Annotated in this window: 16 protein-coding genes; 7 read left to right on the top strand and 9 right to left on the bottom strand. The window is 70.8% G+C overall.

Annotated elements, in window-relative coordinates; genetic code table 11:
• Window positions 1-631: 631 nt before the first annotated feature.
• The 3 genes from rplS to A37W_RS21260 all read left to right on the top strand — a co-directional run bounded on the left by rplS (window position 632) and on the right by A37W_RS21260 (window position 1990).
• Entirely contained in the window at window positions 632-1015 is a 384-nt protein-coding gene (rplS, locus tag A37W_RS0108325) for a 50S ribosomal protein L19 (RefSeq protein ID WP_018302576.1), read from the top strand.
• Window positions 1016-1026: 11 nt separating this feature from the next.
• Entirely contained in the window at window positions 1027-1248 is a 222-nt protein-coding gene (gene rpmE / locus A37W_RS0108320) for a 50S ribosomal protein L31 (protein ID WP_018302575.1), read from the top strand.
• 109 nt (window positions 1249-1357) lie between these two features.
• Window positions 1358-1990, top strand: a complete 633-nt coding sequence (locus A37W_RS21260) for a hypothetical protein (protein WP_018302574.1) — start codon at window positions 1358-1360, stop codon at window positions 1988-1990.
• On the opposite strand, the gene A37W_RS0108310 is transcribed toward A37W_RS21260, so the two are convergent.
• Window positions 1987-2667: a DUF4386 family protein gene (locus A37W_RS0108310; RefSeq protein ID WP_018302573.1), complete on the bottom strand. Its 681-nt coding sequence runs from the start codon at window positions 2665-2667 to the stop codon at window positions 1987-1989. The two genes, A37W_RS21260 and A37W_RS0108310, sit on opposite strands and share 4 nt — an antisense overlap.
• A 143-nt stretch (window positions 2668-2810) precedes the next feature.
• Between A37W_RS0108310 and A37W_RS0108305 the strand changes: the two genes are divergently transcribed.
• Window positions 2811-3620 carry a division plane positioning ATPase MipZ gene (locus A37W_RS0108305; protein ID WP_018302572.1) on the top strand — a complete coding sequence of 270 codons (810 nt, stop codon included), beginning with the start codon at window positions 2811-2813 and terminating at the stop codon, window positions 3618-3620.
• On the opposite strand, the gene A37W_RS0108300 is transcribed toward A37W_RS0108305, so the two are convergent.
• The 3 genes from A37W_RS0108300 to A37W_RS0108290 form a co-directional block, all read right to left on the bottom strand.
• Window positions 3617-4996, bottom strand: a complete 1380-nt coding sequence (locus A37W_RS0108300) for a hypothetical protein (protein ID WP_018302571.1) — start codon at window positions 4994-4996, stop codon at window positions 3617-3619. The genes A37W_RS0108305 and A37W_RS0108300 overlap by 4 nt on opposite strands.
• Window positions 4997-5109: 113 nt before the next feature.
• Window positions 5110-6075, bottom strand: a complete 966-nt coding sequence (locus A37W_RS0108295; protein WP_018302570.1) for a VOC family protein — start codon at window positions 6073-6075, stop codon at window positions 5110-5112.
• A 31-nt stretch (window positions 6076-6106) separates the two neighbouring features.
• Window positions 6107-6835: a PIG-L deacetylase family protein gene (locus A37W_RS0108290; RefSeq protein WP_018302569.1), complete on the bottom strand. Its 729-nt coding sequence runs from the start codon at window positions 6833-6835 to the stop codon at window positions 6107-6109.
• Between the two features lie 113 nt (window positions 6836-6948).
• Between A37W_RS0108290 and A37W_RS0108285 the strand changes: the two genes are divergently transcribed.
• Entirely contained in the window at window positions 6949-8127 is a 1179-nt protein-coding gene (locus tag A37W_RS0108285; protein ID WP_018302568.1) for a LysR family transcriptional regulator, read from the top strand.
• A gap of 218 nt (window positions 8128-8345) precedes the next feature.
• Here the strand turns inward: A37W_RS0108285 and A37W_RS0108280 are convergent, their stop codons facing one another.
• Genes A37W_RS0108280 through A37W_RS0108260 form a run of 5 tightly spaced genes read right to left on the bottom strand, consistent with a single transcriptional unit; the run spans window position 8346 to window position 13586 of the window.
• Window positions 8346-9251: an SMP-30/gluconolactonase/LRE family protein gene (locus A37W_RS0108280; protein WP_018302567.1), complete on the bottom strand. Its 906-nt coding sequence runs from the start codon at window positions 9249-9251 to the stop codon at window positions 8346-8348.
• On the bottom strand, window positions 9248-10186 hold the full coding sequence (locus A37W_RS0108275) for an ABC transporter permease (protein WP_018302566.1): 939 nt from the start codon (window positions 10184-10186) through the stop codon (window positions 9248-9250). Before A37W_RS0108275 ends, A37W_RS0108280 begins: the two co-directional genes overlap by 4 nt.
• Complete coding sequence (locus A37W_RS0108270) at window positions 10183-11112, bottom strand: ABC transporter permease (protein WP_018302565.1); 930 nt, start codon at window positions 11110-11112, stop codon at window positions 10183-10185. The genes A37W_RS0108275 and A37W_RS0108270 overlap by 4 nt, the downstream gene beginning before the upstream one ends.
• Window positions 11109-12548: a sugar ABC transporter ATP-binding protein gene (locus tag A37W_RS0108265; RefSeq protein WP_018302564.1), complete on the bottom strand. Its 1440-nt coding sequence runs from the start codon at window positions 12546-12548 to the stop codon at window positions 11109-11111. The genes A37W_RS0108270 and A37W_RS0108265 overlap by 4 nt, the downstream gene beginning before the upstream one ends.
• Before the next feature lie 6 nt (window positions 12549-12554).
• Complete coding sequence (locus A37W_RS0108260; protein WP_018302563.1) at window positions 12555-13586, bottom strand: ABC transporter substrate-binding protein; 1032 nt, start codon at window positions 13584-13586, stop codon at window positions 12555-12557.
• Window positions 13587-13806: 220 nt separating this feature from the next.
• Here A37W_RS0108260 and A37W_RS0108255 point away from each other — a divergent pair, with 220 nt between their 5' ends.
• Window positions 13807-15009, top strand: coding sequence for a sensor histidine kinase (locus A37W_RS0108255; protein ID WP_018302562.1), 1203 nt, complete (start codon window positions 13807-13809; stop codon window positions 15007-15009).
• On the top strand, window positions 15006-15728 hold the full coding sequence (locus tag A37W_RS0108250; RefSeq protein ID WP_018302561.1) for a response regulator transcription factor: 723 nt from the start codon (window positions 15006-15008) through the stop codon (window positions 15726-15728). The genes A37W_RS0108255 and A37W_RS0108250 overlap by 4 nt, the downstream gene beginning before the upstream one ends.
• The last annotated feature ends 37 nt before the right edge of the window (window positions 15729-15765 follow it).

Genomic DNA, 15765 nt, shown 5'->3' with positions numbered 1-15765 from the left:
AGGACCTTGGGCTCGGTGGCCAGACGGGCCGGTCCGGTCTGCGGATGATGCACGTCGATCCACCGCTTCGAGACGTCGACGCCGATGCACTCTTCTGTCATGATCTTCTCCTGTCCCTGTCGGTGCGGGGTCTGGTCACGCAGCCCCAAGCAACTGTTCAGGTTGACGATCCAAAGGCGGACGGCTCCCGCGCCGGCTCGCGGGCTCCAAGCCCTGGGACCTCACGGGATGCCGTCCGCCACCAGCACATTGACATGATTTCGTTAGACAGGGGCCCCGATGCGGCGACGCGCCTGCCGGGCGAGGCCCCGGGTCAAGCCCGGGGCGGGTGACCTGGGTTGCAAGGCGCATGCGTCGCCCGCAAATCCTCCGTATTGGTCCTGGGGCCGGGGCCCGACGCGGCGACGCGCCAGAATGCGCGAGGCCCCGGCTCAAGGCCGGGGCGGGTCGCCAGGGAGGCATGCGCCCCCGCCTCCCCCTTGCGTCACGCGCCCGTTCGGTCTAACAGCGCGCCACGCATCGCCCCGGCCCGTCCGGGGCGCTCTGCTTTGCGAGTAAAGAACAGCCGCGCCGGCCACGGCGTCGGGACATCACCCGCGGGAAAACCGCGCAACAGACAGGAGATCGGTCGATGGACCTGATCGCAGAACTCGAGGCGGAACAGATCGCCTCCCTCGGGAAGCAGATTCCCGACTTCAAGCCCGGCGACACCGTGCGCGTCGGCTACAAGGTGACCGAGGGCACCCGCACCCGCGTGCAGGCCTACGAGGGCGTCTGCATCTCGCGCAAGCACGGCCGCGGCATCGCCGGATCGTTCACCGTCCGCAAGATCTCGTTCGGCGAGGGTGTCGAGCGTGTCTTCCCGCTCTATTCGACCAACATCGATTCGATCGAGGTGGTCCGCCGCGGCAAGGTCCGCCGCGCCAAGCTGTACTACCTTCGTGCCCGCCGCGGCAAATCCGCCCGGATCACCGAGGACAGCAACTACAAGCCCAAAGCGGGCGCCGAGGCCTGAGGATCGTACCGATGAAAACCGACATCCATCCGCAGTACCACCTGATCGACGTCAAGATGACCGACGGCACCGTCGTGCAGATGAAGTCGACCTGGGGCAAGGAAGGCGACACACTGTCGCTCGACATCGACCCGCTGTCGCACCCGGCCTGGACCGGCGCCCAGTCGCGCCTCCTCGACACCGGGGGCCGCGTGTCGAAGTTCAAGAACAAGTACGCCGGCCTCGGCTTCTGAGCCGACGCGCCCGCGCCGACCGGCCGGACGCCGCCCCTCCCGGGGCGGCGTTTTTGCTTTGCAGCCGGGGCGCCGGCGCGACATGGTCGGGCCGCACCGGAGTGCCGCCATGCCCGCCCGCCTCGTCCTCACCGCGCTGATCGCCGCGCTCGCCGGCTCCGTCGCCACGGGGGCCTACCTGAACGAGCGGGCCCGCTGGCTCGCCGCCATCGACTTCCGCCTCGTCTACCCCGAGGTCCCGGCCGAGATCCTCGCCGCGGTGCGCGAGGCCGAGGCGGGCTACTACTCGGACCGCGGCCTGCTCCTCGTCTGGTCCGAGGAGGCGCAGGACCTGCTCACCTTCCTCGGCCCCGGCCTGACCTACCGGCTGGACCTGTCGGTCGGGCCCTACCGGATCAAGGCGAGCACGATCGAGTCGCTGCTGCCGTGGGCGGTCGAGAACGGTTATCTGGTGGTCGAGGGCGCGCCGGAGGAGCACGTCCTGCAGGCCCTCGCCTATTTCGCCGAGCAGCCCGGCCTCGCCCGCTGGGGCGTCGCGGCGATCCTCGAGCAGCTGCGGCAGCGCCATCCCGAGTTGCGCGGGATGGCGTGGGACGAGATCGCCGCCGACCGCCGCCTCGTGGCGAAGCTCTACAGCGGCTACATGGGCGCCGGCGGCGACTGGTCTGGCTGGGCCGAGAGCATCGAGCCGGGGCCGGAGGCGCAGCGCCGCCTCGGGCTGGCGGAGGATCGGGGCGTCTAGGCCGGCGCGCCGGACCGGGCCGACCGGCCACGCAGCAGCACCACGCCCGCGCCGAGGAACCAGACGATGTAGCCGAGGCCGAACACCGCCCCGGGCACCTCGCCGATCCCCGGCAGGACCGTCAGCAGGCCCGAGGCGCCGATGACGAGACCGCCCCAGCACAGCGCCTTCGGCAGCCGCCCGGTGACGAGACCCGCGATGCCCAGCGCCAGCGCCCAGGCGCCGCCGGCGATCTCGTTGCCGCCGCCGAGGCCGTTCTCCACCAGATCGACGACCCGCCACAGCTCCAGCGCCGCGGGATCGCCGGCTTCGTGCAGCGGCAGGACCCGGCCCAGACCGACGTTCATCACCATCCCGGCGCCGAGGACCAGCACCGTCCAGACGATGCCGAAGCCGAAGGTCAGCCGCCCCAGAGCAGGCGAGGCTATCGCGATCCGCTCGGCCAGCGCGGCAGCGAGGATCGCGAGGGCGAGCGCGTTCACCACGTAGATCACGAAGTACCACAGCGTCACCGCGCCCCGCGCCCCGGCGATTGCAGCCAGGGTGGCCTCGGCCTCGGCGCCGTCGATACCGAACCCCGCCGGCAGGAGAACCGCGAAGAGGAACGCGAACCCGAAGATGTATGTGGCGGCGCAGACGAGGGCGGCGAGGCCGCCGGCGCGATGGAGATCGGTCATGAGGGTCGTCCCGGGGTTGGTGAAGTCCGCGGTCACGGTAGCGTGAACACAGTCTCATGGACAGTCGCACGGACCGGGACGCTCGGCCTTCCCCGCTCGGCAATCTCAACATATAGTGGCCGCAACAAGAATGGGGCCGGGCAGTGGCGCACATCATCGTCGTGGGAAACGAGAAGGGCGGCGCGGGCAAGTCCACCGTCTCGATGCACATCGCGACCGCGCTGGCGCGGATGGGGCACAAGATCGGCTGCCTGGACCTCGACCTGCGGCAGAAGACGCTGGCCCGGTACCTGGAGAACCGCAAGCGTTACCTCGCCTCCGAGGGGCTCGATCTGCCGTCGCCCGTCTTCCTCGATCTGCCCGAGATCGACCAGGCGGCGCTGGCGCCGGGCGAGAACGCGCTCGACCATCGCCTGTCGGCGGCCGTCGCGGGGCTGGAACCGGACAGCGACTTCATCCTGATCGACTGCCCCGGCAGCCACACCCGGCTCAGCCAGGTGGCGCATTCCCTCGCCGACACTCTGGTCACGCCGCTGAACGACAGCTTCATCGACTTCGACCTGCTCGCGCGCATCGACACCGACGGCGAGACGATCCGCGGCCCGTCCGTCTATTCCGAGATGGTCTGGAACGCCCGGCAGCTGCGCTCGCAGGCGGGGCTGGAGCCGATCGACTGGGTCGTGGTGCGCAACCGCGTCGGCGCGCAGGCGATGGTCAACAAGCAGAAGATGGAGGCCGCGCTCGGCAAGCTGTCCAAACGCATCGGCTTCCGCTCGGCCCCCGGCTTCAACGAGAGGGTGATCTTCCGCGAGCTGTTCCCGCGGGGCCTGACGCTTCTCGACCTGCGGGACGTGGGCGTGGAGAAGCTGAACATCTCGAACGTGGCGGCCCGGCAGGAGCTGCGGGATCTGGTCCGCGCGCTGGAGCTGCCGGGCGTGACCGTCGACTTCTAGTTGATCCCCATCGACCCGATGCGGCCGGTGACCTTCGGCGTGAAGGCGCGCCGCAGCCGCACGTAGATCAAGGCGACGAAGAGGGCGGCGAACGGCGCGCCGACCGCGACGGCCAGCTGAAGCAGCGCCATCGCGTCCCCGGTATAGGCCGCCCAGCCCTTCGTCAGCAGCCAGGCGGCGACGGGCGTGAGGTCGATCAGCACGGTGTCGAGCCGTTCCTCCGCGGCCGCGCGGGCACTGGCCTGCGCCAGATCGGCGTACGTCGCGACCCCTGCGGCGACGAAGCGTTGCTGGCCCTCGATCGGCAGTTCGGCGATCGCCTCGGTGAAACTGACGGTGATCGCGCCCTTCACGCCCTCTCCCGAGGACATCGAGCCGGCGACGGCGATGAGGACGAACATCCCGAAGAGAGCGGCCACGAGGATCGAGCTGACGCGCATGCCGCCCTGCGGCATCCGGGCCCGCGGCGAGGCGCGGCGGAAGAGCCGCCGGTCACGTGACACGTCGTCGGCCCCGCCGCCGGGAACCAGCCGGTTCGCGCCGATGGTACCGGCCCTGGTCTTCGCCGCGAGGCGCCGCTGCCACTCGGCCACCGGCGCCTCCTGCGACTGCGGGACCTCGTAGTAGGTCGGGCGGCGGATCGCCTCGGCCGGTGCGACGGCCGGGGTCGCGGGGCGGACGGTCCCGCCCTGCTCGGCCCGGACGCTGCGGCCGATGACGATCCGGGCGACGGCGAAGAGGACGAAGAATGCCGCGACGGCCCAGAACAGCATCCCCGTCACCCACAGCGGGGTCGGCGCCAGCCCCGCGGCGCGGCCACCGTCGAAGGGCCGCAGGATCACCGCGTCCGGCGGCAGCTGCAGGCCGTGATCGCGCAGCGCGTCGGCGACGATCCCGCTCCACCGGCCGAGGCCGCGGTCGTCGCCGTTGATCGCGAGGACGGGGCCGATCGCGCCGATGCCCTTGGCCTCCTCGAACAGGGTCAGCGGGTCGACCTCGTCCGGCGCCTGACCGGGCCGGTCGTAGAACAGCACTCCCAGCGGGGCATCCCCCGCCATCGCCCGCTCGCCGTAGATCGGGATCATGTAGGCGTGCAGGTCCGGCCCCCGGCGCCGCTCGAGCGTGAGTTCGTAGTCCAGGGCGAAGTCGAGCTGGACCCGCAGGTACACCTCTTCGAACGGCCGGCCGTCGACGGCCGCGTCGTACTGCGCGATGTCGATGATCGGCGGCGGCCCGGCGTTCAGCGCCGCAAGACGCCGCGCGTTGCCGTCGCGGACCTGCATCTCGGCCCAGACGCCCGCCCCGCCGATCAGCGCGGCCAGCCCGAACAGGATCACCGGCGACAGGCTCAGGGCCCGCATCAGCAAATTCAGCACCCCGCCCATCCTCCAAGGTGTTCGTGACACCGGGAGGGTGGGTGAAGATTGCGGCGGAACAGGGACGGGCCGCGCACCATTTCCGGACACGGCAGGGTTGTGGAGCGGTCGCGCTACCGTTCGACGGGGGGCGTGCCGTGGGTGTGGAAGGTCTCGATCGTCTTGAGGCCCCAGGCCTGGCCCTTCTTGCGGTCCGCCTCGGTCCAGACCACCGGCTCCCAGCTGGGATCGAGGATCAGCCGCGCGCCGGCGTTGGCCAGCTCGATCCGGTTGCCCGCCGGCTCCCACGCATACAGGAAGAACGATCCCTGGATCGCGTGCTTGTGCGGCCCGGTCTCGATATGGACGCCGTTCTCGAGGTAGATGTCCGCCGCCCGCAGGATGTCCTCGCGCGTGTCGGTGGCGAAGGTCACGTGGTGCAACCGCCCGTTGCCGCCGCCCCGCTCCTCCGAGCAGACGAGGTCGTAGGTCTTGTTGTTGCAGCTGAACCAGCAGCCCCCCATCCGTCCGTTGTCCAGCTGGATGTACTCGGTGCAGCGGATGCCGAGGCAGGTATCGACGAAGCGCTTGAACTCCCGCACGTCCTCGCCCAGCAGGTTCACGTGGTCGATCCGGCGCGGGCTGATCCCCTGCGCGTGGTAGCGGCTGGAGAGGTTCTTCAGCGCCGAGGCGTCCTCGGGCGGCGCCTTGTACTTCACCGTGTCCCAGTAGAGCTCGAACACATGGCCGAACGGATCCTCGAACCGGAACGCGCGGCCGTGGGAGAGGTCGCCGTCGGTCCAGCCGTGCACCTTGTAGTCCGACGCCTCGATCGCCGCCACGCGCCGCTCCAAAGCGGCGGGCGAGGCGACGCGGTAGCCGATATGGCCGATGCCCGTCGTCTCGGCCCGCGTCAGCTTGAGCGAGCAGAACTCGTAATCCTCCCACGCCCGCAGATAGGCGCTGTCGCCCTCCTCGGCCGACAGTTTCAGGCCGTAGACGCGGGTGAAGAAATCGAGGCTCTCGTCGTAGCGATCGGTCAGCACCTCGACATGGCCGAGATGGGCGAGGTCGGCCACGGGCATGGTCGGTTCGGTCATCAGATGTCTCCGTCCGTCGGGCGCGGCCCGTCTACAGCTCGTCCACGGTGCGCGGGAAGATCGACTGGAAGCCTTCTGCGTACCTGCAGTCGCGCCCGCCGGACTGGCCGCCGGAATTGCGCTTGAAGTGGTTCGCGCGGTTCTGCGCGACGCGGGTGTAGTAGTCCCACAGATGCTCCTGCCCTTCCATGCACTCGATGGCGGCGCGCTTGCGGTCCCACACCGGCGTGATGTCGAGGAACGTGTCCGGCTTCCATCCCATCTGCTCGGTCTGGTGCGGCTCGAACAGGTACAGCTGCGGCGCGCCGAGGACCTTCTGTCCCGGCTCGTGGCCCCAGGCCTGGGCGATCATCCGGCATTCCAGCGCCACCTGCGTCGCATAGGAATGGTCGGTGTTGTAGGGGTCGTACTGCGAATGGCTGAGCATGAAGGACGGCTGCACGCGGCGGAGCACCTCCACCACGCGGTCCTTGTCGGCGCGGGTCAGCTCCAGCGGGTAATCCCCGAGGTCGAGGCAGACGAGGTCGTGGACGCCGAGCGCCTCGGCCGCCCGCTCGGCCTCGGCCCGGCGGGCGTCCTTGACGCGGTCCAGGGTCATGCCCTCCTGCTTCCACAGCTTGGCGCTCTCGCCGCGCTCACCGAACGAGAGGCAGAGGACGGTGACCTCGTACCCCTTCTCGGCGTGCAGCGCGATCGCGCCACCGCAGCGCCAGACGAAGTCCGCCGCGTGGGCGGAGATGACGAGCGCGGTCTTCGGCATTGTCGTCCTCCCTAAGTGCGGACTGCATCCCACGCAGAGCCGCGCACAGGCAATTTCAATATCCGGCCCGGCGCATTAGCTGTGGCTATGTCGCCGTCCGGGGAGGAGCGTCCGTGATCCCGCGCAATCTGCGCCATCTGCGCGTCTTCGCGGCCACCGCCGCGACCGGCTCGGTCACCCGGGCGGCCGAGCGTTGCCTCGTCACCCAGTCGGCCGTGACGCAGGCGCTGGCCAAGCTGGAGGCGGCGGCGGGGGAGCCGCTGTTCCGCCGGACGCCGGCCGGTTTCGCGCCGACCGAGGCCGGGGCCCTCCTCTCCGCCCGCGTGGACCGCGCCCTGGCCCTGCTGTCGCCCGCCCTCGCCGCCGTCGCCCCGCGGCTCGAGGCCGTCGCGACGACGAGCCAGCTGACCGCGCTCGCGGCGGTGGCCGAGACGCGCAGCTTCACCCGCGCGGCGGAACGGCTGGGTCTCGCCCAGCCCACAGTTCACCGCGCCATCACCCAGCTGGAGCGCGCGGCGGGACGGCCCCTCCTCGACCGCACGCCCCACGGTCTGGCGCCGCGGCGTGCGGCGGAGGCGCTGGCCCGGGCGGTGCGCCTCGCCTTCGCCGAAATCGACCAGGCCGAGGCGGAGCTGGCCGAGGCGCGGGGCGGCAGCCATGGGCGCATCGTCCTCGGCACGCTCCCGCTGGCGCGGGCGGCGGTGTTGCCCGAGGCGCTGGCGAGGTTCCGGCAGGCACGGCCTGGCCAGGCGGTGAGCCTCGTCGAGGGCAGCTACGACGAGCTGCTGGCGGGCCTGCGCGGCGGCACTGTCGACGTCATCGTCGGCGCCCTGCGCGATCCCCTGCCCGCGCCGGACGTCACCCAGGAAGAACTGTTCCGCGACGGCCTCAGCCTGCTCGTCGGCAACCACCACCCGCTGGCCCGGCTGGCGCGGGTCGCGCCCTCCGACCTTGCGGATCGCAGCTGGGTCCTCCCCCGCCCCGGCGCGCCGGCGCGGGCGCAGTTCGACGCCTGGATCGCCGGCATCGGCCCTGTAGCGGGGATCGTCGAGACCGGCTCCGTCCTGATGATGCGCGAGCTTCTCGCCCGCTCGGACCTTATCGGCTGCGTCTCCACCACCCAGTCCGCCGCCGAGGTCGCCCACGGCCTGATGACGCGCCTCGACGTCACCGTCGGCGACCGACCCCGCCCCATCGGACTGACGACCCGGACGGGATGGATCCCGACCCCGCCCCAGCGCCTGCTTCTCGACCTCGTCCGGGCCGCAGCAGCAGAGCGGAACGGCGGGTAGTGAGCGGCCCAGCCCCCGCCTCGAACCTGCGCCGCAGAAGCTGCGCCAGCTTCGCCGGAAACGACACGGCGTCGAATGCGCCGCTTCAGTCCGCCGGCTGCCCGGCTGGCAGATTTCTCCCTGACACGGTTCTGATTGGTAAGGTTCCGAGCCTGACGGCAAGAGAGCGGTCGTGGCTATGGGTCGAGGCGACCCGTTGCAATGTGGCGTCCGTCGCCTCAGCCTCCCTCCACGTCGACGAAGACGCGATAGACCGAGGTCGTCGCCGTGATGAACAGCCGGTGGCCGTCCCTGCCCCCGAAGCAGAGGTTGGACACCGTTTCGGGCACGAGGATCTTGCCCAGCAGCGTCCCGTCCGGCGCGAAGCAATGGACCCCGTCGCCCGCCGAGGACCAGAGGTTGCCCTCCGCGTCGATCCGGATGCCGTCGGGCAGGCCCGTGTCGATCTCGGCGAACACGCCCGCATCCCTCAGCGCCCCGCCGTCCAGGTCGAACTGCCGGATGATCGAGGGCACGGAATCGTCGTGGCTGGACCCGCTTTCCGCGATGTAGAGCCGCCGCTCGTCGCGAGAGAAGCAGAGACCGTTCGGCTGGACGAAGTCCGAGATGACCGGCGCGACCTCGCCCGTATCGGGGTCGATGCGGAAGACGTGGCGGGCCTCCTGCTCGGGCGCCTCGCGGTGGCCCTCGAAGTTCGAGATGCGGCCGTAGGTCGGGTCGGTGAACCAGACCGCGCCATCCCGCGAGACCACGACGTCGTTCGGGGAGTTCAGCCGCTTGCCGTCCCAGCTGTCGGCCAGCACCGTCAGCGACCCGTCGACCTCCGTCCGCACCACGTCGCGGAAGCCGTGGCGGCAACCGATCAGCCGCCCCTGCCGATCGCGCGTGTTGCCGTTGTTGAAGCCCGAGGGCTGGCGGAAGACGCTCACGCCCTCGGCCTCGGACCAGCGCATGATCCGCTGGGAGGGGATGTCCGAGAAGAGCAGGCAAGCGTGGTCGCCGAACCAGACCGGACCTTCGGTCCAGGTGAAGCCCTCGGCGATCCGCTCCAGCCGCGCCATCGGGTGTGTCAGCGCCCGGAAGCGGTCGTCGCGGATGTCGAGATGGGACGGCGATTCTATCACGTCCGGACCCTCCTGGTGCTGGCCGCGATGACGATGCCGATGATGATGGTCCCGGTCAGGACGAGGCGCAGGCCCGCGGGCGCGCCGTAGGAGTTGAGCATCGAGACCACGAGGAACATGAAGAGCGCCGCGCCCCAGACGCCCGGCACGTTCGAGTAGCCGCCCGCGATGGAGGATCCGCCGATCACCACGACGGCGATGGACATCAGCAGGTATTCCTGCCCCATGTTGAGCGCGGCTCCGCCGGAGAAGCTCGCCAACAGGTAGCCCGTCAGCCCCGCGAGGACGGCGACGGCGAGGTAGGTTGCGAAACGGACCCGCTGGACCGGCACGCCGGCGAGGCGCGCCGCGCGCATGTTCTGACCCGTGGCCATCAGCCAGCGGCCCCAGGTCGAGCGCTCCAGCACGACCCAGACGACGACCGCGATGGCGAGCCCGACCCAGGCGACGTTCGGGACCGCGAGCGTGCGGCCGGTGGAGAAATCGGCCAGCCCCTCGGGCGGCTTGATCCGCAGGCCGCGGTTCGACCAGATCGCCAGCGACTGATAGATCAGCGACGCCGCGAGAGTGGCGATGATCGGCGGCAGGCGCAGCAGGTATATCAGCGCGAAGTTGGCGAGCCCGACGCCGAGACCCACCGCCAGCGCGATGGCGAGCCCCATCGCCGCCGTGCCAGGGTCCGAGCCCATCGCCTTCAGCGCCAGCGTCCCGGCGAGCGTCATCGTCGCAGGGATCGAGAGGTCCACATTGCCGGGCCCAAGCGTGATGACGAGCATCTGGCCCATCCCCACGATCGCCGCGAACGCGCCGAAGCTGAGCGCGGCGTAGGCGAGCTCCCCCGCCCCGCGCCCGCCGGTCAGCGACACGGTGAGGGCGAAGGCCAGCGCCGCGGCGAGCCAGGACCAGATCCACGGGCGGGCGATCAGCGCGCTCATGCCGGCCCGCTCCGCCGGGTGAAGAGCAGCCGCGCCGTCAGGACGAGGATCAGGATCGCGCCCTGCGCGCCGATCTGCCAGTCCGGCGAGAGCCGCAGGAAGCTCAGGAACGACGCCGCGAGCGTGAGGGTCAGCGCCCCTATGACCGCGCCGGTGGGAGAGACCTTGCCGCCGGTGAACTCTCCCCCGCCGAGGATCACCCCCGCGATGGACAGCAGCGTGTAGCGCAGCGCGATGTTCGCGTCCGCCGAGGTCGTGAGCCCGACCAGCGCCATGCCGGCCAGCACGTTGAACAGCCCGGCCAGCCCGTAGGCCAGCGCCTTCAGCCGCATGACGCTTCCCCCCGAGCGGGCCACCGCGCGGGCGTTGCCGCCGACGCCCCGCAGCATCGTTCCGATCCCTGAGCGGATTACGAGAAGATGCGTGACCGCCGCGATCAGGATCGCCGCCACCACGGCCATCGGCACCAGCGGCGGCTTCACCGTCATCAGCGTCCGGATCCAGCCGGGGCTCGCGCCGCCCGGCGAGGGCAGCAGGACCAGCGCCAGCCCGCCCCAGACGAAGGACATGCCGAGCGTGACCACGATGGCCGGCAGCGCCAGCGCGTGGATCACCGCGCCCAGCACCGCGTAGGCCAGCACCAGCCCCGCCAGCACCAGCGCACCGAAGAGGGGCGCGTCGTTCAGCAGCGTGGCGGTGACACAGGCGGCGAGGCTCACGAAGGCGCCGGTGCTGAGGTCGATGTCGTTGACCATGATGATCAGCATCTGCGCGATGGTCGCCAGCGCGATCGGCACCGCGAGATTGAACAGCAGGTTGACGCCGAAATAGCTCATCGCGCGCGGCTGCATCCAGAAGGTCGCGGCCAGCAGCACGGCGAGCGAGACGATCGGCAGGACGATCCTGTGGCGGGCGAGGAAGTTCATCCGGCGTCCTGCATCTCGAAGCTGGCCTCGAGGATCCTCTCCTCGGTGATGTCCGCGCCGGTCAGTTCGGCCGAGATCGCGCCGTCGCGGAACACGAAGACGCGGTCGCATTGCCGCACCTCCTCGGTCTCGGTCGAGTACCACAGGAACGTCCGCCCCTTCGCCGCCTCGGCCCGGATCATCGCGTAGACGTCCTGCTTGGTGCCCACGTCCACGCCGCGCATGGGATCGTCCATCACGACGACGGGAGCGGCGGAGGCGAGCGCGCGGGCGAACAGCACCTTCTGCTGGTTGCCGCCCGAGAGCGACAGGATCGGGTTGGCGACGTCGTCCGTGCGGATGCCGATCCGCCGCTTCCAGTCCTTAGCGACCGCGGCCTCGCGCGTGCGGTCGAGGAGGCCGCGGCGCGCGATCTCGGGCAGGATCGAGACGCTGACGTTGCGCAGGATCGACCAGAGCGGCAGGACGCCGTCCCGCCCCCGGTCGCCCGCGACGAAGACCATCCGCGCCGCGCCCGGCCGGCGCCAGGCCGAAGCGGTGTCGAGGTAGAGCCGCGCCAGCGCCTCGGCCTGTCCGTGGCCGGCCAGGCCGGACAGGCCGACGATCTCGCCTTCCCGCGCCGTCAGGCCCTCGGGCGTGCGCACGACCTCGACCCCGATCCGGCGCTCAGCGGCCGCGGCGCCGGTCCCTTCGGGCGCGACGTGGCCCATCGCGTCGACCAGCCCCTTGCGGGTGAACTCCCCGGCGGGGCGGTCGGCCACCACCTTGCCATCCTTCATCACGATCACGCGGCTGGCCACCTCGAAGATCTCGCCCAGCATGTGCGAGATGAAGATCACCGCCCCGCCCGCCTCGCAGAACCGGCGCACGTGGGTCAGCAGCTGCTGCGCGATGCCGCCGTCGAGCGACGAGGTCGGCTCGTCCAGGATGACCAGCTGCGCCGCCTGACCGCGCGGCGCGAAGCCGATCGCGATCTCCACCATCTGGCGCTGGGCGATGGACAGGGTGTCGACCTCGGCGTCCGCGTCGATGCCGTGGCCGGGGAAGACCCGGTCGAGGCTCTCGCGGATCTCAGCCCTGGCGGCGCCGCGCCAGCGCAGGCCCTTCAGGCCCTCGTGCGCGATCTTGAGGTTCTCGGCGACCGTGAGGTTCGGGCAGAGCGACAGCTCCTGGAAGACCGAGCGCACGCCCGCACCCCGTGCGCTCGGCGCGCCGGAGGCGGGGAACGACACCGATCCCCCCGTCGGCGTCAGCCCGGCGTTGACGACGTTCACCAGCGTGGACTTGCCGGCCCCGTTATGGCCGACCAGCCCCAGGCACTCCCCTGCCCGGATTTCGAGGCTCACGCCGTCGAGCGCCCTGACCGCGCCGAACTGCATCCGGGCGTCGGTCAGGGCGACCAGCGGCGCGGCTTTGTCCGCCGCGCTTGTCGTCATGCAGGGCTACATCTCGCCCTGGGCTTCGGCGATCACCGCCTGCGCGTCCTCGAGGCTGTACTCCACGTTGGCGACCGACCCCTCGGGGGTATTCGCCAGCGTCTCGTCCAGCGTGTCCTGCGTCACCGTCAGGAACGGCACGGTAAGGTCCTTGGGCACCTCCTCGCCCGCGAGGATCTGCTGCGCGACCCAGAAGGCCAGCGTGCTGACGCCCGGCGCGATCGACAGCGAGATGGTCTCGTAACCGCTCTCGTCGCGCTGCTGCTGCCACCACAGCATCTCGTCCTGGCGGTTGCCGAGCACGATGATCGGCATGTCGCGGCCTGCCGCGCGGATCGCCTCGGCCGCGCCGTAGCCGTCGCCGCCCTGCGTCACGACGCCCACGATCTCGGGCAGCGAGGGCAGGATGCCCGCGACCGCCTTCTGCGCCACGTCCTGCGCCCAGTCGCCGTGCACCGACCCTGCAATCTCGAACTGCGGGAACTCCTCGATCCCGGCATGGATGCCGGCCGAGATCTCGTCGTCGACGAAGACGCCGGCGAGGCCGCGGATCTCCAGAAGGTTGCCGCCCTCGGGCAGACGCGAGGCGAGGTACTCCACCTCCTGCCGGCCCATCTCGTGGAAGTCGACGGCGATCCGCCAGGCGCAGGGCTCGGTGACGATGCCGTCGAAGCTGACGACGACGATGCCGGCGTCGCAGGCCTCCTTCACCGCGCCGTTCAGCGCGGTCGGCGAGGCGGCGTTCACGACGATCGCGTCGTAGCCCTGCAGGATCATGTTCTGGATCTGCGCGGCCTGCTCCGTCGCCTGGTTCTCGGACGTCGTGTAGGCGTCGGCGGCGGCGACGATGCCCTCCTCCACCGCGGGGCCGGTCACGTCCTCCCAGCTCTGCAGCATGGCCTGCCGCCAGGAGTTGCCCGCGTAGTTGTTCGACAGCGCGATGCGCGCATCGGACGTGTCGGTCATGTGCGCCTCGGCGAGCGCCGAACCGGCGACGGCGCACAGCGCCGCCCCGCCGAGCCAGGTGGAAATCCTCATGTCATCCTCCCTCCGCGCGCGGCCTTCGCCGTCGCGCTGTCCCGAAGAGACGCTCGTCCTCCACGAACGCCTGCGCCATCGTTTCGTGCGCCATGTCGCCTGTAAAGCCGGGCAACCGCACATCTGGTGCGGGTTCCCGCAAGCCGTCTGCGGGAAAGGGGGTTTGCCGCGGCCGCCGCCGGGGGCAGACTTGCGGAGACGCGCAAGGGGAGGACGCGAGGTGGCGCAGCCGGCGACGGGGCGGCCGACGGAGCCGTCGATGGGGCGGGACCTGTTCCTGCGGATCGCGTCGCACCTCGCCGAGGAGGTCGAGCCGCGCTCCGCGCTCGCCGCCGTCGCGACCGAGATCGCGGAGATCATCCCCTTCACCCACGCCGACATCTGCCTGATCGACGCGCCCGGCTGGGTGGTCAGCTACGAGGTCGGCATCCGCACCCGCTGGTCGCGGATGCGGACCCGGATCCACTACTCGCCGGTGCGCGACCTGCTGCTGGGGCGCACGTCCCTGATGCTCACCGCCAACGCGATGGAGGATCCGCGCTACGTCTGGCCCGGCGCCTGCTGCGAGCCGATCCTGAACCACGCGATGCGCAGCCGGGTGAACGTGCCGATGCGGGTGATGGGGCGGATCATCGGGACGCTGAACCTCTCGCACAGCATCGAAGGCCTGTACGACGAGCGTGTCGCTGCGGAGGCCTTCCATCTCGCGGACGCTCTCGCCCCCTATTTCCACGCGCTCCATTCCAGCGAGAAGGCCCAGCGCGCGGCCCGGGTCGGCGCCGACGCGAAGGCGCGGGAGGAAGGGCTGCGGCAGGGCGCGCTGGAACTCACGCAGGCGCTCGAGACCGAGCGGCAGCGGATCGGCATGGACCTCCACGACCAGACGCTGGCCGACCTCACCCGGCTCCTGCGCGATGTTTCCGACGAGTCGCCCGCCCTCCCCCGCGAGATCCTCGCGAACCGGCTGAGCGACTGCATCCGCGACCTGCGGCGGATCATCGACATGGCCGTTCCGACACTCCTCGAGCTTTTCGGCTTCGTGCACGCAGTCGGCGTCCATCTCGAACGCGCCGTCGGCCAGCGTGCCGTGGCGACGGAGGTCCAGGACGACTCGGGCGGCGCCGTCGACCTGCTCGACGCCACGACCCGGACGGCCGTCTTCCGCATCGCGCAGGAGGCGATCAACAACGCCGCCCGCCATTCCGGCGCGACACGGATCACCGTCGTCCTCAGCCACGACGCGGGCGGCCGTCTCACGATCGCGGTGCGGGACGACGGGCGCGGGCTGGCGCTGGCCGGGGAGCTTCCCCCTTCGGGCCTCGCCCACATGCGCACGCGCGCCGACCTGATCGGCGCCGACATCGACATCCTGGGCAACGACGGCACGTCGGTGACGGTGACCCTGCCGGAGGCGGCATCATGAGAGTCCTGATCGTCGAGGACGACCAGTTCCATGCGAGCTACCTGCAGGATGCGATTTCGGACACGCTGCCCGAGGTGACCGAGACGCTGCACGCCACCGACGGGGCGCGCGGCGAGGCCGAGGGGCGCACCGGGGGCTTCGAAGCCGTCGTCATGGACCTCCAGCTGCCCCGCCGCAACGGTATCGAGGCCGCCCGGACCATCTGGCAGGAGCGACCCGGGACGCGGATCCTGTTCTGGTCCAACTATGCCGACGAGGCGTACCTGCGCGGCATCTCGCGCATCGTGCCCGACGACAGTGCCTACGGCTACGTCATCAAGACCTCGAGCCGCGAGCGCCTGGTGCTCGCGCTCCGCGCGGTGCTGGTCGAGGGCCAGATCATGGTCGACCGGCAGCTCCACTCCCTGTCGCGCCGCACCGACCCGCCGGACAACGCGCTGAACGACAGCGAGTATGCCGTGCTGGTGGACCTCGCCCTGGGCCTCCCCGACAAGCTGATCGCGGAGCGGCGGAACATGTCGCTGCGCACCGTGCAGAACCGGCTGCTCAGTCTCTACGACAAGCTCGGCGTCGGCGACTGCACCCCGGCGCCGGCCCTCAACAAGCGGGTCGGCGCATTGAACCGGGCCCTCCGCACCCGCATCCTCAACGTCGAGACCCTCAACGCCGCACAGGTCGACCTCGACCGATGGCTGGACGAGCGCGCGCACGGTGACTGATCGCCCTGCCAGCTGATCGCTCGCCGGCTCCATTCGG

Source organism: Wenxinia marina DSM 24838 (assembly GCF_000379485.1).
Classification (GTDB): Bacteria; Pseudomonadota; Alphaproteobacteria; order Rhodobacterales; family Rhodobacteraceae; genus Wenxinia; species Wenxinia marina.
Note: the sequence above shows the minus strand (reverse complement) of the source record. Positions and strands in the feature narration are given on the sequence as shown.